Source organism: Micromonospora sp. CPCC 205539, from assembly GCF_036906815.1.
Classification (GTDB): Bacteria; Actinomycetota; Actinomycetes; order Mycobacteriales; family Micromonosporaceae; genus Micromonospora.
In genome coordinates this window covers 58,608-78,030 of the sequence record NZ_JBAKHW010000021.1, presented here as the reverse complement: position 1 = coordinate 78,030, position 19,423 = coordinate 58,608, and the positions used below count along the sequence as shown (strand labels likewise).

Sequence of the window (19,423 nt, the reverse complement as noted above, 5' to 3'; positions counted from 1 at the left end):
TCCCAACCGACTCACTGTGCGCGATGGTGTCCCACGAGCGCTCACGCACCACCAGACATCGTTGGTGATCGTTCGTCCTGGGACGGGCGGGCATCGGCGCGGGTCGGTGGTCGGTGCGACCGGTACCGGTCGGGGCGCTCGCGGCACGGCTGGCGGCCTCGTGTGGCCGGCGCCGGGTCGTGTCCTTGCCCCCGACGAAGGGACCACTTCGTGAGTCGGCTGTGGAGCCGGTTGGGTGCCCGTACGGCCGCTGTCGCGCTGCTCTCCGTGGGCGTTGCCGGTGGCTTCTACCTGGGCGAAGACCGGGAAACCCAGCAACAGGGCCTGACCGCGCAGGTCGGCCTCGAGGTCGACCGTGCCGATCTCGCCTACCAGCGGGAGCGTCAGGCCGCCCACCAGGTCAAGTTCGCCAAGCAGCGGGCCGCCGAGTACCAGGCCAAGCTGCGAGCGGCGGCGGCGGCCAAGGAAGCCGCCGAGCGGGCCCGCAAGGCCGAGGCCGCGGCGGCGTCCCGCAAACGCGACCGCGAGACCGCCAACGTGCCCACCAAGCCGTACGACGGGCCGATCCCGAAGTCCTGCCAGGAGTACAGCGGTAATCGGGAGATCGGTTGCGCGTTGATGCTGGAGAAGGGTTTCGGCATCGCCGAGTTCCCCTGCCTGGAGAAGCTCTGGACCAAGGAGAGCGGCTGGAACCACAAGGCCAACAACTCCTCGTCCGGTGCCTACGGGATTCCGCAGGCCCTGCCCGGCAGCAAGATGGGCAGTGTCGCCAGCGACTGGCGGACGAGCCCGGCCACCCAGATCAAGTGGGGGTTGGGCTACATCAAGGGCAAGTACGACACACCCTGCGGGGCTTGGCGCTACTTCCAGAACAACGGCCACTACTGACGGTTCTGATGGCGGGGCAGGTGGGCGACCACCTGCCCCGCCGTCGCGCGTACCGGGGGTTCGGGCGGGATGCGAGTGGCGGTCAGCTCGGTTTGCTGATAGCAGTTGGGGGGTGACCCTCCAGCCTGGAAGCGGCGACCCCTTCCGGTTCGGCACCGAGGCGTTCTACGCCGCGCTCGGCCGGGCCTTCGTAGCGATGTGCGCGGTGGTCCCGTTCCTCTTTCTCATCGAGGCTGTCGACCAGGGGCTCGAGTTCGGTCTGGACGCCACCGCCGGCATCATTCCGCACCGCATCGACGGGCTGGACGGGGTCTTCTTCTCGCCGTTCCTGCACCACGGCTTCGACCACCTCTACAGCAACAGCATCCCGCTGATCCTGCTGGGCACCTTCGTGCTGGCCGCCGGCGCCCGCCGGTTCCTCTGGTCGACGCTGGTCATCATCCTGGTCAGCGGTCTCGGCGTGTGGTTCACCGGCTCGCCCAACTCGGTGGTGGTCGGCGCCAGCGGGGTGATCTTCGGCTACCTGGGCATCCTGCTCACCCGGGGCATCGTCGAACGCAGCTGGTGGAACTTCGCGGTCTTCCTGCTGGTCGGCCTGCTCTACGGCTGGCAACTGGTCGGCATCCTCCCCACCGACGAGCGGATCTCCTGGCAGGGGCACCTGTTCGGGTTGCTCGGCGGGGTGGTGGCCGCGATCCTGTTCCGTCGTCGCCGGCCGGTCGTCGATGGCCCCGACTACTCCGGGTCCACGTTGAGCCTGCCCTGAGGGAAAGCCTCGGCGCGCCCCTTGCACGTCCTTGCCGGACCGCTGCCACCAGCCTACCGTCGTGATCAGCACGCGTTAATCCGTGAGCGGAAAGCGACGGTACGCCATGCGTGAGATCGATGTCGCCGTGATCGGGGCCGGCCCGGTCGGTCTCTTCGCCGCGTACTACGCCGGGTTCCGGGGGCTGTCGGTCGCGGTGATCGACGCGCTACCCGAGGCGGGCGGACAGGTCACCGCCATGTACCCGGAGAAGCTGATCCTGGACGTGGCCGGCTTCCCCGCCGTCAAGGGCCGCGATCTGGTGGCCAACCTGGTCGCCCAGGCGGCCCCGTTCAATCCGCTCTACCTGCTCGGCATGCGGGCGGAGAAGCTCTCGTACGCCGACGGCCGGCCGGTGCTCGGCCTGGCCGACGGCGCGCAGCTCGCCTGCGGCGCGGTCGTCGTCACCGGTGGCCTGGGCAGCTTCAGCCCTCGTCCGCTGCCCTGCGCCGACGGGGCACCGGGTGCCGGGATCATCTACTTCGTCACCGAGCCGGCCGAGCTGGCCGACCGGGACGTGCTGATCGTCGGCGGCGGCGACTCCGCCTTCGACTGGGCGTTGGCGCTGCACCCGCTCGCCCGCTCGGTGACCCTGGTGCACCGGAGGGAGAAGTTCCGGGCGCACGCCTCGACAGTCGCGCGGGTGCTGGCGTTGCCCGTTCGGGTGGTGGTCAACGCCGAGGTCACCCGCCTGCTCGGGGACGGCACGGTGACCGGCGCCGAGGTGACCGTACGTGGCGGCGCGACCGAGACGCTGCCGGTGGACACCGTGGTCGCCGCGCTCGGCTTCACCGCCGACCTGGGCCCGCTCGCCGAGTGGGGGCTGCGGCTGGACCGCCGGCACATCCTGGTGGACAGCGCGATGGCGACGAACCTGCCCCGGGTCTTCGCGGCCGGTGACATCACCGAATATCCGGGCAAGGTCCGGCTGATCGCGACGGGCTTCGGTGAGGCCGCGACGGCGGTCAACAACGCGGCGGTGGCCATCGATCCGACCGCCCACCTGTTCCCCGGGCACTCCTCCGACGCCGGTTGACGATCGCCGATACCGGATGCGGACCGGCTTGAGTCCGTGCCGAGACGCGGGCCCGGGAGCCTGGGTGCGTGAATGTTCCCCAGGTACAGCGGGCCGGTTCCCCCTCGACGTTGGCCTGGCTCTGCTCTCCGATCACCCTGCTCGCTCTGGTCCTGCTGCTGGTCAACGACCATCTGCTGAAGCAGGCCTTCCCCGGTCCACTGACCGGCAAGTTGAGCGACATCGCCGGCCTGCTCCTCACGCCGCCGCTGGTCGCGGTGCTGCTGACCCTCCTGGTGCCGCGGCTGCCGGCCCGGGCCGCCGTCGTGGCCGGGCTGGTCGCGGTGGGCGCCGGGTTCACGCTCGTCAAATCCAGCGGGTACGCCGCTGAGCTCGCGTCCTCGGCCTGGAGCGCGTCGGCCGGCCCGTCGCTGGTCCTGGCCGACCGCACTGACCTGCTCGTCCTGCCGGCACTCGCCCTGGCCTGGTGGACCTGGACGCGGGCCCGGCAGGGCCCGTTGCGTTACCGGCTGGAGCGGACCGTCCGGCTGCTGGTGGTGCTGCCACCGGCGCTGGTGGCGGTGACGGCGACCAGCGCGGTCTACTACCCCTACGCCGTCGGTGCCACCCTGCTCGACGAGCAGCCGGCAATCTCGATCGACTACGGCTACAACCCCCGGGACTGGCCGGGCAGCCGGGCGGACGGGCACTGGACGGTCAGCACCGACGGAGCGACCACGTGGCGGGTCGCCACCGATGGTGAGCAGCGGCGACTGTCCGGCTCGGATACGTCGTACCGGCAGGCGTGCGTGGCGGCCGAGCCCCGGCGGTGCTACCGGGTGGTTGTCGGCCACCTACGGGTCGAGCAGAGTGACGACGCCGGCGCGAGTTGGCGGGTGGCCTGGGAGCTGTCCGACGGGCAGCGGGAGAAACTGGCCCGTCAATACTCGAGCCCGGGTGACCTCGACCGGCACTTCGCCTCCCGCGAGCTGATCGTCTACCCCACCGCCAACGGTGGCCACGGAGTGTTGGTCGCGAACGGCCGGGATGGCTTCGTGCGCCGGCTACCGGACGGTCAGTGGCGGCGTGACGGCTTCCCAGGCGAGGCCGCTCAAGGCCGCGCCATGCTGTGGGAGGGGCCGCCCGTGTCGAACGATGGCGGGCCGGGTCAGCGGCGGACCGACGTGCTGCTCGCTGTCGCGGTGGCGCTCACCCTCGGGTTCCTGGTCACCGTCGTCGCCGCTCACCTGCACGTCCGCCGTCGGGGCGGCAGCCTTGGGTGGGGCCTTGCCGGTGGGCTGGCCCTACTCGCCGTCGGGGTGCTGTTGACGAAGACCTGGCCCCGCGACGACGACTTCGGCACTGTGCTGGATGTGCTGATATTCGTGCTGCCGCTGGGTGCGGTGGCCGCGTTCACGCTGCTGGTCGTCGCGTGGCGCAAGGATGCGACCTACCGGTGGACCGCTCGTTGGTTCGGTGCGTTCGTGCTCACCCTGCTCCTCGTTGGCCTGCCGCTGACCGGCTGGTTGTTCGGCAGACCGCCGGATAGCCGGGCAGCGTTGCTGCTGGCCGGGGCGGCAACAGTGCCAGGTCTCGTGTTGGCGTGGCGGGCCGCGCGAGCGCCGGACCCCGTCCCGCCAAGGGGCGATCCGCCCTATCCACCGCCGACGGCACCGGCGCCGCCGGGCTGACCGTTGCGATCACCGCGGTGGGGGCAGGCCGATCAGGTCGGCCAGCAGTCCGACCTGGTGGTCGAAGTACTCGTCCCGGTGCTCGATGGTCCGGTTGAGTCGACCGAACAGCTCGAAACTGATCAGCCCGAAGAGCTGGGTCCAGCCGGCCATGCCCCTCGCCAGCAGGGCCGGCGGCAGCCCGGGGAAGAAGACGTCGGCCAGGTCGGTCAGGTCGTCGTGCAGCGACGCGGTCAGCTCACCGGCGGGCGGCGGGCTGAGCAGGCCCGCGGCCAGCCCGTCGCGGAGCAGGCCGACCAGGGTCAGCGGGGGGCGTTGGGCCGGGCCGACGGTGTCGTCCGGGGCGGCGTAGCCGGGGACCGGGCTGCCGTAGAGCAGCGCGTACTCGGCGGGGTGGGCGAGCGCCCAGCCCCGGGCCGCCCGGCACGCCGCCATCCAGCGGGCGCGTAGGTCGTGCAGGTCGGGGTCGTCGGCGGCCGCCTCCACCGCTTCGCCGAGTGCGTCGTACGCCTCGATGATCAGCGCGGTGAGCAGGTCGTCCCGGCTGGGGAAGTAGCGGTAGATGGCCGACGAGACCATGCCCATGTCCCGCGCCACCGCCCGCAGAGACAGGTTGGCGCCGTCGGTGGCGAGATGCCTTAGGGCCACCGCTTTGATCTCGTCGAGCATCTCGGCGCGGACGCGGGCGCGGATCGAGGGGGCGGGCATGGGACCACTCTGCCACGTTTCGGAGCGCCAATCCGGGGCCATGCTGGGGAGGCAGCCGAGAGCACTGCTCTCGATTCGTACCCCTGCTTTGGAGGCTTCCCATGGCACTGCACGTGATCGTCGGTACCGGCCCGGTCGGCACCGCGACGGCCCGGCTCCTCGCCGACCGAGGTGAGCAGGTCCGGGTCATCAGCCGCCGTGGTGCCGGGCCGGAGCACCCGGCCATCGAACGGATCGCCGCCGACGCGTCCGACGCCGACCGGCTCAGCACGCTGACCAGCGGTGCGCAGGCGCTGTACAACTGCGCGAACCCGGCGTACCACCGCTGGCCCATCGACTGGCCGCCGCTGGCCGGCGCGCTGCTCACCGCCGCCGAGCGGTCCGGCGCGGTGCTCGCCACAGTCGGCAACCTCTACGGGTACGGGCCGGTCGACGGCCCGATGACCGAGCAGACCCGGCCCGGCGCGACCGGCACCAAGGGGCGGGTCCGCAACCAGATGTGGGCCGACGCGCTCGCCGCCCACCGCGCCGGTCGAGCCCGGGTCGTCGAGGTACGCGGCTCCGACTATCTCGGTGCCGACGGCACCTCACTGGCGATGCTGGTGCTGCCCCGGGTGCTCGCCGGGCAGCGGGTCTTCCTGCCGGTCGACTGGGACGCCCCGCACACCTGGACGTACATCCCGGACGTCGCCCGTACCCTCGTCGCCGCCGCCGGCGACGCACGGGCCTGGGGACGGGCCTGGCACGTGCCCAGCGCGCCGGCCGCACCGATGCGCGAACTGGCCATCCGGGCGGCGACCTTGGCCGGCGCACCCGCGCCGAGGCTGACCCGGATGCCCTACCCGGTGCTGTGGCTGGGCGGCCTGGCCAGCCCGTTCACCCGCGAACTGCGGGAGACCGCCTACCAGTTCGACCGGCCGTTCCTGATGGACTCGACCGCCGCCACGACGGCCCTGGGGATCGAACCGACCTCGCTGGACGACGCCCTCACGGAGACCGTCGAGGCCCTCCGCCGCTGACCCTGTCGGTCCCCGCCGCCAGCCCGTTGCCGGGCTCAGCGGCGGGCCGGCGGGGCGAGCGCGGCGACGAGCACCGCCACCATGGTCAGCGCCGCCCCGAGCAGGGTGGCCGGACCGGGATGCGAGGCCGCGGTGGGCAGCGCCACATCCAGCAGGACGGCACCCACGATCTGGCCGGCGATGGTGGCCAGGCCGAGCAGCAGCACCCCGGTGAAGCGCACGATCGCCGCGGCGATCGCGATGAACACGATGCCGATCGGGCCACCCAGGTAGAGCCACGGCTCGGTCGGCAGGTGCCCGGTCGGGCCGCCGCGTACGGCGACATCCACCCCGAAGGCGATGAGCAGGGCGACCGTACCCACGACGAAGTTGACCAGTGTCGCGGTCAGCGCGCTGCCCGCAGCCATCCGGACCCGGCCGTTGACCGCCTGCTGCCAGGCGATGCCCACTCCCGCCAGCAGCGGCAGCAGTGCCAGCGCCAGCGCGCCCGGGTCGCCGAGCCGGTCCGCGACCGACAGGCCGACCGCCAGGACGGTGAGGACCGCACCGGCCAACCGCTGCCGGGTGACCGGCTGCCGACCCGTCGGCCCGATGCCCGCCCGATCCACCGCGAGGCTGCTGCCGGACTGGCCGGCGACCACCGCCACGGTGAAGACCGCCACGCCCAACGAGCCGATGGTGAGCCCCTGGGTGGCCACCAGGAAGGCGCCGCACACGCCGCCCAGGCACTGCCACGGCCGCAGCGCGCCCGCCGCCAGCGCGCGCCGCAGCGCGACCAGGCCCCGCCGACCGCCGGGCAGGGCGGGCACCAGCACCAGCAGCACCAGCAGGCCCACCCCGAACGAGATCACCGCGGCGGCGAACCCGTCGGCCAGGCGTACCCCCAGCTCGCCGTTGATCCGGGACTGCACCGCCACCGCGAGCCCGGACGCCGATGCCAGTGCGACACCGGCGATCCGACGGGCGGCCGACAGGGTCGGTGGGGCCAGCGTCCCGGCGTCGCTCACTCCTGTTCGGCCAGCGGCCGACCGTCGAAGTCGACCGCCGAGTAGAGCGCCAACTTCTCCAGCCGGTGGTACGAGTCGATCACCCGGATGGTGCCGCTCTTCGACCGCATCACGATCGACTGGGTGTACGCGCCGCCAGCCCGGTACCGCACCCCGCGCAGCAGGTCGCCCGAGGTGACCCCGGTCGCCACGAAGAAGCAGTTGTCCCCGGTGACCAGGTCGTCGGTGCCCAGCACCCGATCCAGGTCGTGCCCGGCGGCGAGCGCCTTCTCCCGTTCCTCGGCGTCGCGCGGCCAGAGCTTGGCCTGCATGGCTCCGCCCATGCACTTCAGTGCACAGGCGGAGATGATGCCCTCGGGAGTGCCGCCGATGCCCATCAGCACGTCGACGTCCGACTCGCCCCTAGCCGCCGCGATGGAGCCGGCGATGTCGCCGTCGGAGATGAAACGGATGCCCGCACCGGCCCGGCGGATCTGTGCCACCAGGTCCTCGTGGCGGCTGCGGTCCAGCACGCAGACGGTCACCTCGGAGATGTCGGTGCCCTTGACCTTGGCGATCCGGCGCAGGTTGTCGGCCACGCCGGCGTTGATGTCCACCACGTCGGCGTACGCCGGCCCCACGGCGAGCTTCTCCATGTAGAAGACCGCGCTCGGGTCGAACATCGCACCTCGCTCGGAGACGGCGAGCACCGCCACCGCGTTCGGCATGCCCTTGCTCATCAGCGTGGTGCCGTCGACCGGATCGACGGCGACATCCACCTCCGGGCCGGTGCCGTCGCCGACATGTTCGCCGTTGAAGAGCATCGGGGCGTTGTCCTTCTCGCCCTCGCCGATCACCACGACGCCGCGCATCTGGATCGAGTTGATCAGCTTGCGCATGGCGTCGACGGCGGCGCCGTCGCCGCCCTCCTTGTCGCCCCGGCCGACCCATCGGCCGGCTGCCATTGCTGCGGCCTCGGTGACCCGGACCAGGTCGAGGGCAAGGTTGCGGTCGAGATCCTGTGGGATCCGCGTCCTGGTGGTCGTCATGACGGCTCCTCCTCGCGACGGTGCGGGGTGGACCGGCGGTGGGGCGGTCCCCGCTGCCGGCTCTGTCGCTGATCCTCACACGATCCTCCACCCGAAGTCGGGCCGGGGCGGCGATGGCCCGGATACCGCCGGTCGGGCTGCTGCGAAGATGTCAGGGTGGAACCCGCCCAGCCAGCCGACCGCGTACCCACCGACCGCACGCCGCCGGACGGCCAACCGCCGGCCGACCTCCCCGCCGGCCCGGTGACCGGCCCGACGAACCCGCCGGCCAGTGGCGCCGAGCCGGCCCTGGTCGCCGGCGCCGACTCACCCGAACGCGGCGAGCCCGTCGCGGAGACCGGCGAGCGGCTCGCCCCTCCGCCGCGGGCGGAGCCCGCCAAGTCCGAGCGGTCGCCGAAGGACATGGCGATCTCGCTGCTGGTGTTGTTGGTCCCGATCGCGCTGCTGCTGGCGTTCTACCGGGGCTTCCTCGGTGGCGACCAGGCCAACACCGTCGATCCGGCCCCGGCGATCGAGCAGGCCCGCTCGGCGAACGTCTTCCCGGTCAGCCAGCCAGAGGGGCTCGGCTCCGATTGGCGCACGGTCAGCGCCCGCTACCAGACTGTCGAGGGCGGCGCGAATTTGCGGCTCGGTTACCTGTCGCCGGAGGGGCGGGGTGTCCAACTGCTGCAGAGCAGCGTGCCGGCGGAGCGGCTGATCCCGGCCGAGTTGACCGACCAGAGCCAACCGCAGGGCCCGACGGAGTTGGCCGGACGCAACTGGCAGCGCTACACCGCCCGGGGCAACCAGCAGGCGTTGGTCCTGCTGGAGCCGACCCGGACGGTGATCGTCGTGGGCGACGCACGGGAGAACGAGCTGCGTCAGCTCGCCGGGTCGGTGCGCTGACCGGTCGCGTCCTCCGGGACTGGACAACCGGGCAGATTGGGTGATTGTTCGACCCGTCGACAGGGAACAGAGAGACAGCGACCCGGGTGCGCTGCTCGACCCGGATCGCGCGGCGCGGCCGACGGTGCTGCCGCGTCGCCCGGTTCCGGCGCCGTCCAGGTTGTCGGGTGACCCTCAGGGGAGACACGCATGACTGTTCGACGACTCAGTGCCGGTCTGGTGGCCGCCGCCCTGTTCACGCCCGGCCTGGCCGCCTGCGCCAGCGGGACCGGCACCGCCGGATCGACCGCGTCCCCGACGGCGAGCGCCTCCGGCACGGCGGGCCCATCCGGCGCCCCCGTCGCCGGCGACGCCAAGCAGGCGCTGCTCGACTCCACCAAGGAGGTCAGCAACGGGAACTTCCGGTTCACCCTGGCCGGCGCCGGGTCGACGGCCGAGGGGCAGGTGCACGAGCCGAGCCAGAGCGCGGCCATGAAGGTCTCCATCGGCGGCCCCTCGTCCGACCTGGCGATGAAGCTCGACGTGATCCACTTCAAGCCGGACAGCTGGGTGAAGCTGGAGCTGACCGGCCCCACCGCCAACAGCCTGCCCGCCATCAAGCAGCTCAACCTCGGCAAGTACCAGCACCTGGACCAGACCCGCATCAAGGGCAACCGGAGCCTCGGCTTCGACTTCGACAAGGTCGACCCCGCCGGCAGCGCGGTGCTGACCCAGGGCATCACCGAGGTCCGGAGCACCGGCACGGGCACGTACGCCGGCACCATCGACGTCTCGAAGGCGGCCGAGGCCGGCTCGCTGAACGCCGCCACGATCGCCGCGCTGGGCACGCAGGCGAAGACGGTCCCGTTCACTGCGAAGGTCGACCCGCAGGGCCGGCTCAGCGAACTGGTGCTGCAGTTGCCGGCCGCCGGGCAGACCGCCGCCCAGGAGATCCGGATGACGTACTCCGACTACGGCGTCGCCACCGCTGCGCAGAAGCCGCCGGCGGACCAGGTCGTCGAGGCGCCGGCCGAGCTGTACAGCCTGTTCAACTGACGGCGCCGCACGGGTGGGGCGACTCCGGTCGCCCCACCGGCGCTCAGGAGGTGGGCTCCTGCCGCGCGGAGTCGATCCGCGCGCGGGCCCCGTCCAGCCAGCGCTGGCAGACCACCGCCAGCGCCTCGCCGCGTTCCCAGAGCGCGAGCGACTCCTCCAGGGACGTGCCGCCGGCCTCCAGCCGTTCCACCACCGAGGCCAGCTCGGCGCGCGCCTGCTCGTAGCTGAGCCGTTCGTCCGGCCCGGCCTTCGTGTCGTCAGTCATCGCGTCCATCTCAGCACACCGCCCCGCGAGTCGCCGCGCCCGCCACTCAGCTGTCCACCGTCGCGGCCAGCTCGCCGTCTGCCAACCGGACCCGCAGCGGGTCACCCTTGCCGACCTCCGCGGCCGCCCGGACCACGTGGCCGTCCGCGCGCTGCACGATCGCGTACCCCCGCTCGAGGGTGGCGGCGGGCGAGAGGGCGCGCAACCGGGCCAGGGTGTGCCGCAGCTCGTCGTCGGCCGCGGCGAGCCGGTGATCCAGACAGCGCCCGGCCCGCTGACGCAGCGCTGCCAGCTCGGTCGCTCGCTGCTCCACCATCACCTGGGGGCGGGCCAGCACCGGGCGGGAGCGCAGCCCGTCGAGCCGGTGGGACTCCCGGTCGACGAGGTTGCGTACGGCCCGCTGGAGGCGGTGCCGGGCCTGACCGATGAGGCGTACCTCCTCGGTGAGGTCGGGGACGACCCGCTTGGCCGCGTCGGTCGGGGTGGAGGCGCGGACGTCGGCGACGTAGTCGATCAACGGCGCGTCGGTCTCGTGGCCGATCGCGCTGATCACCGGGGTACGGCAGCCGAACACCGCACGGCAGAGCGCCTCGTCGGAGAAGGGCAGCAGGTCCTCGATGCCGCCGCCGCCCCGGGCGATGATGATCACTTCGATGCTCGGATCGGCGTCCAGCACCTTCAGCGCGTCGATGATCTGCGGCACCGCGGACGGCCCCTGCACGGCCACGTTGACCGTGCGGAACTCCACGGCGGGCCAGCGCCGCCGCGCGTTGGTGAGCACGTCCCGTTCGGCAGCGGACGCCCGGCCGGTGATCAGACCGATCCGCCCGGGCAGGAACGGCAGCCGGCGCTTGCGGGCCCGGTCGAACAGCCCTTCGGCGGCGAGCAGCTTCTTGAGCTTCTCCAGCCGGGCCAGCAGCTCACCGAGCCCCACCTGGCGGATCTCGTCGGCCCGCAAACTCAGCGTGCCCCGGGCGGCGTAGAACTCGGGCTTGGCGTGCAGCACCACCCGGGCGCCCTCGCGTAGCTCCGGGGCACCCGCGTCCAGCACGTCCCGGTTGGTGGTGACGGTCAGGCTCAGATCGGCCGACGGGTCACGCAGCGTGAGGAAGACCGTGCTGGCACCGGGTCGGCGGCTGATCTGCGCCACCTGCCCGTCCACCCACACCCAGCCGAGCTTCGCGATCCAGGCGCCCACCTTCTGGCTGACCACCCGAACCGGCCACGGCTCCTCCGCGCTGCTGGCCCGCCCACTGTCACTCACCCGCCCACCCTACGGATTCCCGCGGTGATCAAGAAGTTCGCGTCATTCTTGAGCGCGTTTCTGACGCAAACCTCTTGATCAACCCGACTGGGCCGAGCGTTGTGGTTCGGGTCTCGGCCGCTGCCGAGCGGAAAGGAGGCACGTACGATGGGCCCGTGACCGAGGCTCAGGCGACTCCCCAGACCGGCAAGCGCGTGCTCCTGGCCAAGCCCCGTGGCTACTGCGCAGGCGTCGACCGCGCAGTGCAGACGGTCGAGGAGGCGTTGAAGCTCTACGGCGCCCCGATCTACGTCCGCAAGCAGATCGTGCACAACAAGCACGTCGTGCAGACCCTGGAGTCCCAGGGCGCGATCTTCGTGGAGGAGAACGAGGAGGTGCCGGAGGGCGCCACCGTCATCTTCTCCGCGCACGGCGTGGCCCCCGAGGTCTACGAGCAGGCCAAGGCGCGCTCCCTCAAGGCGATCGACGCGACCTGCCCCCTGGTCACCAAGGTGCACCAGGAGGCCAAGCGGTTCGCCGCCGAGGACTACGACATCCTGCTGATCGGCCACGAGGGGCACGAGGAGGTCATCGGCACCGCCGGTGAGGCCCCCGCGCACATCCAACTGGTCGACGGGCCGGACGGCGCCGACAAGATCACTGTCCGCGATCCGGAGAAGGTCGTCTGGCTCTCCCAGACCACGCTCTCGGTCGACGAGACGCTGGAGACGGTCGCCCGCCTCAAGCAGCGGCTGCCGCTGCTCCAGTCCCCGCCGAGCGACGACATCTGCTACGCCACCTCCAACCGGCAGCACGTGGTCAAGGAGATCGCCGCGGAGTGCGACGTGGTGATCGTGGTTGGCTCGACGAACTCCTCCAACTCGGTCCGGCTGGTCGAGGTCGCCCTGGACGCCGGCGCCCGCGCCGGTCACCTGATCGACTTCGCCTCCGAGATCGACGACGCGTGGCTGGCCGACGCCCGTACGGTCGGAGTGACGTCCGGCGCGAGCGTCCCGGAGGAGCTGGTCCGGGAGGTGCTGGCGCACCTGGCCGCGCGGGGCTTCGCCGACGTCGAGGAGATCACCACCGCCAACGAGCGGCTCACCTTCTCGCTGCCGCAGGAGCTGAAGCGCGACATGAAGGCCGCGGCGGCCCGCGGTTGAGCGGCGTCGGTCGAGGTCCGGAGGGAACGCCGGGCCTCCCCGGCGCGTCGAACCCGGCATGAGGACATTTCGGCTTGTCGTCCCCGCCCTGCTGCTCTGCGCCGCGCTCAGCGCCTGCGGCGGAACGGACGGCCCCGCCACCCCCACCCCGAGCGATTCGTCCCCGGTGACCGGGCAACCGACCCCGTCCGCGCCCGCCCCCACGACCCCCGGCCCACCGGCGGCGACACCCTCCCCGACGATCAAGCCCGGTGGTCCCTCCGTCCCACCGCAGGTCGGGGCCACCGAGATCACCGGCACGATCGCCAGCGGAGTGGAGCCGAACTGTCTGCTGCTCGACGGCTACCTGCTGCTCGGCGGCCCCCGGGACGTACTGGCCGCCGGCGCCCGCGTCACCGTCACCGGCCGCGTGGAGCCGGGCATGATGACCACCTGCCAGCAGGGCACCCCGTTCGTCGTCGAGGGTGCCCACCGCAACTGACCGGGGCCGCTGACCCAGGCGGTCAGCGGTCGCGGTCGGCGGGCACGACGTCGTCCAGCAACTCGGGTGCCTGCGGTTGGCGGGGCGTCAGCTCGACCTGGGCCGGGCTGGCCAGCTCCTCGTCCGAGACACCCAGCTCGGCGAGCTTGCGGGCGCTCACCAGCACCCGGGCCTCCAGGGAGCCGACCGCCCGGTTGTACGCGGTCACCGCCCCGGCCAGCGACGACCCGAGCTTGCCCACGTGGTCCCCGAGGGTGGCGAGCCGGCCGTACAGCTCCCGGGCCAGCGTGTGCACCGCCAGCGCGTTACGGGCCAGCGCCTCCTGGCGCCACGAGTAGGCCACCGTACGCAGCAGGGCGACCAGGGTGGCCGGTGTGGCCAACACCACGTTGCGGGTGAAGGCGTGCTCCAGCAGCGTCGGGTCACGCTGGAGCGCGACGTCGAGGAACGGGTCAGCGGGGACGAACAGCACCACGAACTCCGGCGAGTTGTCGAACGCGGCCCAGTAGGTCTTCGCGGCCAGGGCGTCGACGTGCCCGCGCAGGTGCCGGGCGTGCGCGTCGAGGTAGGTGTCCCGGCCGCGCTCGTCGCGGGCCTCCATCGCGGTGAGGTACGCGTCGAAGGGCGCCTTGGCGTCCACCACGACCGACCGGCCGCCGTGCAGCCGAACCACCAGGTCCGGGCGGACCACCTGCTGGTCGGTGGCCGAGGTGACCTGCTCGGAGAAGTCGCAGTGCTCCAGCATGCCGGCCGCCTCGACGATCCGGCGCAGTTGGTGCTCGCCCCAGCGGCCCCGCACCTGCGGCGCGCGCAGTGCCGCCACGAGCTGTTTGGTCTCGGTGCGCAACTCGCCGGACACCGCGCTCATCGAGCGGACCTGCTCACGTAGCTCGGCGTACGCGTCCACCCGGTCGTGCTCCAGCTCGGCCACCCGCTGCTCGTAGCGGCGCAGGGTGTCGTGCAGCGGCGCCACCGCTCGGGCCACCGCCTCCTGCGACTGTGCGGTGGCCTCGTAGCTCAGCGCCCGCATGGACTGCTCCAGTCGCCCCTCGCCCTCCCGGGTAGCGGCCAGGGTGGCGTCCAGCCGGGCGATCTCGGCCACCGACCGGGACCGGGCCGCGAACCAGCCCACCGCCCCGCCGGCGCCAAGGCACACGACCACCACGAACAGCGTCGAGACGTCCATCACCGGAGCTTGCCAGACCGATGCGACGAGACAGCCGGGAGTACGTTCGTAGACATGGAACTTGTGCTGTGCCTCGCCATCGTGGTGGTCGGCGCGCTGATCGCCGCGGTGATCGCCCGCTCGTCGGCCACCGCCCGCCGGGGCAACGAACTCTCGGACGCCCGCGCGGAGGCGCAGCGCTGGTACGAGCGCCTCGGCGGCCAGTTGCTGAACCTGCAGGGCGAGGAGACGGCCGTCCGTCAGGCGCTGGCCGACGCCGGTGAGCGGTACAACGCGGCGGGCTCGCAGTTGGAGCAGGCGCGGACGGCACACCAGTTCGGGCTGGCCCGGGAGACCGCGCTGGAGGGTTTGGCGTACATCCGCGCGGCCCGGACGGCCCTGGGTATCGACCCCGGCCCCGAGCTGCCGCCGCTGGCCGCCGCGCGTGGCGTCGGGCAGCTCACCAAGGAGCGCCAGGTCGACGTGCAGGGGCAAACCTTCCGGGCTGGTCCGCAGCCCGGTCGGGAGACGCCCTACTACTACCCCGGTGGCCGGTACCAGGGTCGGGCGGTCCCGGCCGGCTGGTACTCGACGCCGTGGTGGAAGACGGCGCTGGGTGCCGGCGCGGGCGTGCTCGGCGGCATCCTGATCGCCGACGCGCTGTTCTCGCCGGCCTTCGCCGACCCGGGGTACGGCTACGACGCCGGCTACCAGGAGGGCTTCGGCGACGGTGCCGACCAGGGCGGCGACGGCGGTGACCAGGGCGACCAGGGCGGCGACCAGGACTTCGGCGGCGGCGACCAGGGCGGCGGCGACTACGCGGGCGGCGACTTCGGCGGTGGCGACTTCGGCGGTGGCGGCGACTTCGGAGGCGGCGACTTCGGCGGCGGCGGCGACTGGTAACCCCCGCTGAGCCGGTCGATCATGGAGTTGTGGTGGCCGGTTTGCCGCTGTTCGCGCCGTTCGCGCGGCACCACAACTCCATGATCGACCCGGCCGGGCAGCGAGGGAGCCGGGTCGGACGGGAGTGTCAGCCTGTGTTGCGCATTCCGGCGGCGATGCCGTTCACCGTGGTGAGCAGCGCCCGCTCCAGGGCCGTACCGTCGCTCGGGGCGCGGCGGCCGCCCGGCGCGGTGGCCACCGCCCGGCCGGCGGCACCGGATTCCCGGTACTGCCGCAGCAGCGCCACCTGAAGGTGGTGCAGCGGCTCCAGGTAGGTGTCCCGGACCGCGAGGGTGCGCTGGAGCACCGGTGAGTTCTCCAGCAGGGCGGGCGAGGCGGTCACCGCCAGGACCTCCCGCTTGGTCAGCTCGTACTCCTGCTCGATCTGTTCGAAGATCGGGTGCAGCTTCTTCGGCACCAGCGTCTCGACGTACCGGCGGGCGATGCTCAGGTCGGTCTTGGTCAGCATCATCTCGACGTTCGACAGGAACGTGCGGAAGAAGTGCCAGTTGCGGTGCATCTCGGCCAGCACGTCGGCCAGCCCGGCCTCCCGGGCGGCGGCCAGACCGGAGCCGACGCCGAACCAGCCCGGCACGATCTGCCGGGTCTGCGTCCAGCCGAACACCCACGGGATGGCCCGCAGCCCGGACAGCCCAGCCCCGGTGTTCGGGCGCTTGGCCGGCCGGGAGCCGATGTTCAAGGCGCCCAACAGCTCGGTGGGGGTGGAAGCCCAGAAGTACGCCGGCAGGTCCGGATCCTCGACCAGCGACCGGTACGACCGGAACGCCGACTCGGAGACCACGTCCATCGTGGCGTCCCAGCGCTCGAGCATCTCGGCGGGCTGGCGCGGCGCGGTGTGCAGCAGCGTGGCCTGGAGCACCGCGGCGAGGGTCAGCTCCAGGTTCTCCCGGGCCAGCGACGGCAGGGTGTACTTGTCGGAGATGACCTCACCCTGCTCGGTCACCTTGATCGCGCCGTCCATCGTGCCGTACGGCTGGGCGAGGATCGCCTCGTGCGTCGGCCCGCCGCCGCGCCCGACCGTGCCGCCCCGGCCGTGGAACAGCCGCAGGTGCACCCCGTGCCGGGCGGCCACGTCGCGCAGCGCGCGCTGCGCCCGGTGGATCGACCACTGACTGGTGGTGATCCCGGCCTCCTTGTTGGAGTCGGAGTAGCCGAGCATGACCTCCTGTACGTCGCCCCGCGCGGCCACCAGTGACCGGTACGCGGGCAGCGACAGCAGCTCGTCGAGGAGTTCACCGCCGGCGTTCAGCTCGGCCGGGGTCTCCAGCAGGGGTACGAAACCGACCCGAGCCCGCCCGCTGTGCACGTCCACCAGGCCGGCCTCGCGGGCGAGCACCACGGCGGCCAGCACGTCGTCCACGCCCAGGGTCATCGAGATGATGTACGACTCGATGACCTCGGCGCCGAACCGGTCCTGCGCCTCGCGGATGGTGCTGAACACGTCGAACGTCTTGCGGGCCGGCTCGGTGAGCGGCGTGTCCAGGGTGGACAGCGGCCGCCGGCCGGTCAACTCGTCGGCGAGCAGCTTGGTGCGTTCCAGTCGACTCAGCGCCGGGTAGTCGGAGACCTCCCCGACGGCTCCGTAGAGCTGGTCGAGCACCGCGTGGTGCGCCTCGGCGTGCTCCCGGACGTCCATGGTCGCCAGGTGCAGGCCGAACGCGGACACCGTACGGATGGTGGAGGCCAGCCGGCCGACGGCGGTGAGCTGCCCGGAGTTGCGCGCCAGCGAGGCGCGCAGCAGCTCCAGGTCGGCGATCAGCTCGGCGGAGCCTCGGTAGTCCCGGCCCGGCACGTGCGCCGTGCCCTGCCGCAGCCGCAGCCTGGTGTTGGCCAGCTTCGCCTTCACGCAGCGCGCCTTGAGCCGGTACGGCTCCTCGGCGTTGACCCGGCGGAACCGGGGCGCCACCTCGGGCAGCGCGTCCAGGTCGGCGGCGAGGCTGGCGGAGAGGTCCAGCGACACCCCGCGCAGCCGGCGGGAGACCGAGACCTCGTTGATCAGGTGGTCCATCGCCTTCTCGGTGGCCGCGATGCCGTGCTCGTGCTGGATCGCCAGCACGTCGCGGGTGACCGCCGGGGTGACGAACGGGTTGCCGTCGCGGTCGCCACCGATCCAGGTGCCGAAGCTCAGTGGGCGGGCCGTCGGCGAGGTCTCCACGCCGAGGGTGCGCAGCGTGTCGGCCAGGTCGTCGAGCACCTGAGGTGCGGCCTCGGCGTACAGGTCGCGCAGGTAGTAGATGGCGTTGCGGGCCTCGTCGGTCGGGTCCGGCCGGTCCAGCCGCAGCTCGTCGGTCTGCCACATCAGGTCCAGCAGCTCGGCCAGGCGGCGGTTGGCTGGGCCCTCGTCGCTGGCGCCGTAGAGGATCGCGTTGGCGGTCTCGGTGTCCAACTCGTCGGCGATGGCCCGCAACTTGGACAGGATCGAGCGGCGGGCCGCCTCGGTCGGGTGGGCGGTGAAGACCGGTCGGACCGCGAGCCGGCGGGCGGCGTTGGCGATCTCCTCGGCCGGCACCCCGCGCTCGGCGATCATCTTGGCCGCCTGGTCCAGCCAGCCGCCCTGCACGGCGCGGCGGCGGCGCAGGTCGCGGGCCCGGTGCACCTGCTCGGTGATGTTGGCCAGGTGGAAGTAGGTGGAGAAGGCGCGGGCCAGCTTGGTGCCGGTGGTCACGTCCAGTCCGCCGAGCCGCTGGGCGGCTGCCGGGACGTCGGTGCGGACCTGGGCGCGGATCTCCTCGACCAGGTCGAGCAGCGGCCGGCCCTCCTGGCGGGCGAGAGTCTGCCCGAGCAGGGTGCCGAGTCGGCGGATGTCTGCGCGTAGCGCGGCGTCCGGGCCGTCGTGGTCGTGCTGGTCGGTCACGATGCGCTCCTTACGTGAGTACGAAGGACAGCGCTGTCCGACTCCCTGGATGGTATCCGCGCCGGACCGGATGGCAGGAGGGGCTCTCCAGACGGTCTGCCGTGACGCGGAACACCCAGTAGATCACTCAGCGGCCGGCGCGGGCGTTCGCCCGGTGGCCCCGTACCAGCGTCGCGCCGACCAACGCGGCCAGCCCGAGCACCGCCCAGAGGGCCAGCCCGGTGAGCGGCCAACCGATCGAGCGCCGGTCGAAGTACACCGCTGACTTGATCAGGTCGGTGGTCAGCCCCGGCACGTTCCACCGGTGCATCCCCCGTAGCCAGGTGGGCAGGAACTCGGGGGCGTAGATGCCGCCGGAGCCCGGATTGCCGAGCACCACCAGCAGCAGGATGACCAGCCCCGTGCCGAGCACGCCCAGCCAGCCCTGAACCGCGGCGGCGACCATCGCGGCGGCGAAGGCGCCCAGCATCCCGGTGGCGGCGATGGCCGGCAGATCGTGGTTCCAGACGTCGAGTACCGGGCCGACGAGCACCGCGCCGACGATGCCGAGCACCACGCTGTACACCGCGAGCGCGCCGATCCGCAGACCGGCGCGGCGCAGGCTACGCGGGGTGGTGCCGAGGGAGAGGCCGAGCGCGGTCGAGGCCAGGTAGCCGCCGAGGACGTACCCGATGGCCAGGTAGAACGGCACCAGGCCGCGCGGGTCGGTGTCGGCCACCGGCACCTCGTCGGTCACCCGCAGCGGCAACCGGGCCTGCTGGGCGGCGGGGGTGAGCACCTGGACGACCAGTTCGCTGGCGGCCGGGGCGCTGGCGCTGGCGGTGGTCAGGACGAGCCCGCCGTCGGGGGTGGAGCCGAGCACCGCGTACACCTCGCGGCTGGTCAGGCCGTCGTCGGCGGCGCCCGGGTCGTCGTACTCGATGGCTTTGATCTTGTCGGTCCGGTCGCGGACACCGGCCAGGACGGCCCGCGCGCGCTGGTCGCTCACCGCCACCCCGACCGGCACGTCCCGGGGTGTGGGCTGGTGCAGCGCGCCGACATAGGCGGCGATGAACGCGGTGGCCAGCGCCAGCGTGCCGAGCAGCAGGCCGGCGGTGCGGGGCAGCCAGTCGCGTACCCGGGCCTCCGCCTCCTCGTCCACCAGGCCAGCCTAGGGCCGCATTTGCCGGGTTTGGAGCGTTTCGCCGACCCAAAAAACCGCTGGTGGG

The 19,423-nt window shown here is 72.4% G+C and carries 18 protein-coding genes; 10 read left to right on the top strand and 8 right to left on the bottom strand.

What is annotated here, in order from left to right; all coding sequences use genetic code 11:
• Positions 1 to 210: 210 nt before the first annotated feature.
• The 4 genes from V6V47_RS19835 (at position 211) to V6V47_RS19820 (ending at position 4,399) form a co-directional block, all read left to right on the top strand.
• Positions 211 to 888 carry a lytic transglycosylase domain-containing protein gene (locus V6V47_RS19835; RefSeq protein WP_334629777.1) on the top strand — a complete coding sequence of 226 codons (678 nt, stop codon included), beginning with the start codon at positions 211 to 213 and terminating at the stop codon, positions 886 to 888.
• 112 nt (positions 889 to 1,000) lie between these two features.
• Positions 1,001 to 1,654, top strand: a complete 654-nt coding sequence (locus tag V6V47_RS19830; protein ID WP_334629776.1) for a rhomboid family intramembrane serine protease — start codon at positions 1,001 to 1,003, stop codon at positions 1,652 to 1,654.
• Between the two features lie 106 nt (positions 1,655 to 1,760).
• Positions 1,761 to 2,729 carry an NAD(P)/FAD-dependent oxidoreductase gene (locus V6V47_RS19825; RefSeq protein ID WP_334629775.1) on the top strand — a complete coding sequence of 323 codons (969 nt, stop codon included), beginning with the start codon at positions 1,761 to 1,763 and terminating at the stop codon, positions 2,727 to 2,729.
• 68 nt (positions 2,730 to 2,797) lie between these two features.
• The gene (locus V6V47_RS19820; RefSeq protein ID WP_334629774.1) at positions 2,798 to 4,399 is read left to right on the top strand and encodes a hypothetical protein; all 1,602 of its coding nucleotides are present in this window, start codon (positions 2,798 to 2,800) and stop codon (positions 4,397 to 4,399) included.
• Between the two features lie 9 nt (positions 4,400 to 4,408).
• Here V6V47_RS19820 and V6V47_RS19815 read toward each other — a convergent pair whose 3' ends face one another.
• Complete coding sequence (locus V6V47_RS19815; protein ID WP_334629773.1) at positions 4,409 to 5,107, bottom strand: TetR/AcrR family transcriptional regulator; 699 nt, start codon at positions 5,105 to 5,107, stop codon at positions 4,409 to 4,411.
• Positions 5,108 to 5,208: 101 nt separating this feature from the next.
• On the opposite strand from V6V47_RS19815, the gene V6V47_RS19810 reads away from it, so the two are divergent.
• Positions 5,209 to 6,126, top strand: coding sequence for an NAD-dependent epimerase/dehydratase family protein (locus V6V47_RS19810; RefSeq protein WP_334629772.1), 918 nt, complete (start codon positions 5,209 to 5,211; stop codon positions 6,124 to 6,126).
• A 35-nt stretch (positions 6,127 to 6,161) separates the two neighbouring features.
• On the opposite strand, the gene V6V47_RS19805 is transcribed toward V6V47_RS19810, so the two are convergent.
• Complete coding sequence (locus V6V47_RS19805; protein WP_334629771.1) at positions 6,162 to 7,133, bottom strand: DMT family transporter; 972 nt, start codon at positions 7,131 to 7,133, stop codon at positions 6,162 to 6,164.
• A complete protein-coding gene (gene glpX, locus V6V47_RS19800; protein WP_334629770.1) occupies positions 7,130 to 8,161 on the bottom strand; it encodes a class II fructose-bisphosphatase in 1,032 nt (343 codons plus the stop codon). The genes V6V47_RS19805 and glpX overlap by 4 nt, the downstream gene beginning before the upstream one ends.
• A gap of 156 nt (positions 8,162 to 8,317) precedes the next feature.
• Between glpX and V6V47_RS19795 the strand changes: the two genes are divergently transcribed.
• Positions 8,318 to 9,046, top strand: a complete 729-nt coding sequence (locus V6V47_RS19795) for a DUF4245 domain-containing protein (protein WP_334629769.1) — start codon at positions 8,318 to 8,320, stop codon at positions 9,044 to 9,046.
• Positions 9,047 to 9,235: 189 nt separating this feature from the next.
• On the top strand, positions 9,236 to 10,081 hold the full coding sequence (locus tag V6V47_RS19790; RefSeq protein WP_334629768.1) for a hypothetical protein: 846 nt from the start codon (positions 9,236 to 9,238) through the stop codon (positions 10,079 to 10,081).
• A gap of 43 nt (positions 10,082 to 10,124) precedes the next feature.
• Here V6V47_RS19790 and V6V47_RS19785 read toward each other — a convergent pair whose 3' ends face one another.
• On the bottom strand, positions 10,125 to 10,346 hold the full coding sequence (locus V6V47_RS19785) for an exodeoxyribonuclease VII small subunit (protein ID WP_334629767.1): 222 nt from the start codon (positions 10,344 to 10,346) through the stop codon (positions 10,125 to 10,127).
• Positions 10,347 to 10,392: 46 nt separating this feature from the next.
• Positions 10,393 to 11,610, bottom strand: coding sequence for an exodeoxyribonuclease VII large subunit (gene xseA, locus V6V47_RS19780; protein ID WP_334629766.1), 1,218 nt, complete (start codon positions 11,608 to 11,610; stop codon positions 10,393 to 10,395).
• A 155-nt stretch (positions 11,611 to 11,765) separates the two neighbouring features.
• On the opposite strand from xseA, the gene V6V47_RS19775 reads away from it, so the two are divergent.
• Both V6V47_RS19775 and V6V47_RS19770 read left to right on the top strand, forming a co-directional pair.
• Entirely contained in the window at positions 11,766 to 12,752 is a 987-nt protein-coding gene (locus V6V47_RS19775; RefSeq protein ID WP_334629765.1) for a 4-hydroxy-3-methylbut-2-enyl diphosphate reductase, read from the top strand.
• A gap of 58 nt (positions 12,753 to 12,810) precedes the next feature.
• Complete coding sequence (locus tag V6V47_RS19770; RefSeq protein WP_334629764.1) at positions 12,811 to 13,233, top strand: hypothetical protein; 423 nt, start codon at positions 12,811 to 12,813, stop codon at positions 13,231 to 13,233.
• A gap of 22 nt (positions 13,234 to 13,255) precedes the next feature.
• Here V6V47_RS19770 and V6V47_RS19765 read toward each other — a convergent pair whose 3' ends face one another.
• Positions 13,256 to 14,419 carry a DNA recombination protein RmuC gene (locus V6V47_RS19765; protein WP_334629763.1) on the bottom strand — a complete coding sequence of 388 codons (1,164 nt, stop codon included), beginning with the start codon at positions 14,417 to 14,419 and terminating at the stop codon, positions 13,256 to 13,258.
• 54 nt (positions 14,420 to 14,473) lie between these two features.
• Between V6V47_RS19765 and V6V47_RS19760 the strand changes: the two genes are divergently transcribed.
• A complete protein-coding gene (locus V6V47_RS19760) occupies positions 14,474 to 15,301 on the top strand; it encodes a hypothetical protein (protein ID WP_334629762.1) in 828 nt (275 codons plus the stop codon).
• A 127-nt stretch (positions 15,302 to 15,428) separates the two neighbouring features.
• Here V6V47_RS19760 and ppc read toward each other — a convergent pair whose 3' ends face one another.
• Positions 15,429 to 18,215, bottom strand: a complete 2,787-nt coding sequence (gene ppc / locus V6V47_RS19755; protein ID WP_334629761.1) for a phosphoenolpyruvate carboxylase — start codon at positions 18,213 to 18,215, stop codon at positions 15,429 to 15,431.
• A gap of 127 nt (positions 18,216 to 18,342) precedes the next feature.
• The gene (locus tag V6V47_RS19750; RefSeq protein ID WP_334629760.1) at positions 18,343 to 19,356 is read right to left on the bottom strand and encodes a hypothetical protein; all 1,014 of its coding nucleotides are present in this window, start codon (positions 19,354 to 19,356) and stop codon (positions 18,343 to 18,345) included.
• Positions 19,357 to 19,423: the final 67 nt, after the last annotated feature.

Excerpts from the sequence above, each read along its gene's own strand:
- V6V47_RS19785 (WP_334629767.1), bottom strand. The coding sequence starts at position 10,346 with ATGACTGACGACACGAAGGCCGGGCCGGACGAACGGCTCAGCTACGAG.
- V6V47_RS19790 (WP_334629768.1), top strand. The coding sequence starts at position 9,236 with ATGACTGTTCGACGACTCAGTGCCGGTCTGGTGGCCGCCGCCCTGTTC.
- V6V47_RS19765 (WP_334629763.1), bottom strand. The coding sequence starts at position 14,419 with ATGGACGTCTCGACGCTGTTCGTGGTGGTCGTGTGCCTTGGCGCCGGC.
- V6V47_RS19825 (WP_334629775.1), top strand. The coding sequence starts at position 1,761 with ATGCGTGAGATCGATGTCGCCGTGATCGGGGCCGGCCCGGTCGGTCTC.
- V6V47_RS19770 (WP_334629764.1), top strand. The coding sequence starts at position 12,811 with ATGAGGACATTTCGGCTTGTCGTCCCCGCCCTGCTGCTCTGCGCCGCG.
- V6V47_RS19760 (WP_334629762.1), top strand. The coding sequence starts at position 14,474 with ATGGAACTTGTGCTGTGCCTCGCCATCGTGGTGGTCGGCGCGCTGATC.
- glpX (WP_334629770.1), bottom strand. The coding sequence starts at position 8,161 with ATGACGACCACCAGGACGCGGATCCCACAGGATCTCGACCGCAACCTT.
- V6V47_RS19815 (WP_334629773.1), bottom strand. The coding sequence starts at position 5,107 with ATGCCCGCCCCCTCGATCCGCGCCCGCGTCCGCGCCGAGATGCTCGAC.
- V6V47_RS19810 (WP_334629772.1), top strand. The coding sequence starts at position 5,209 with ATGGCACTGCACGTGATCGTCGGTACCGGCCCGGTCGGCACCGCGACG.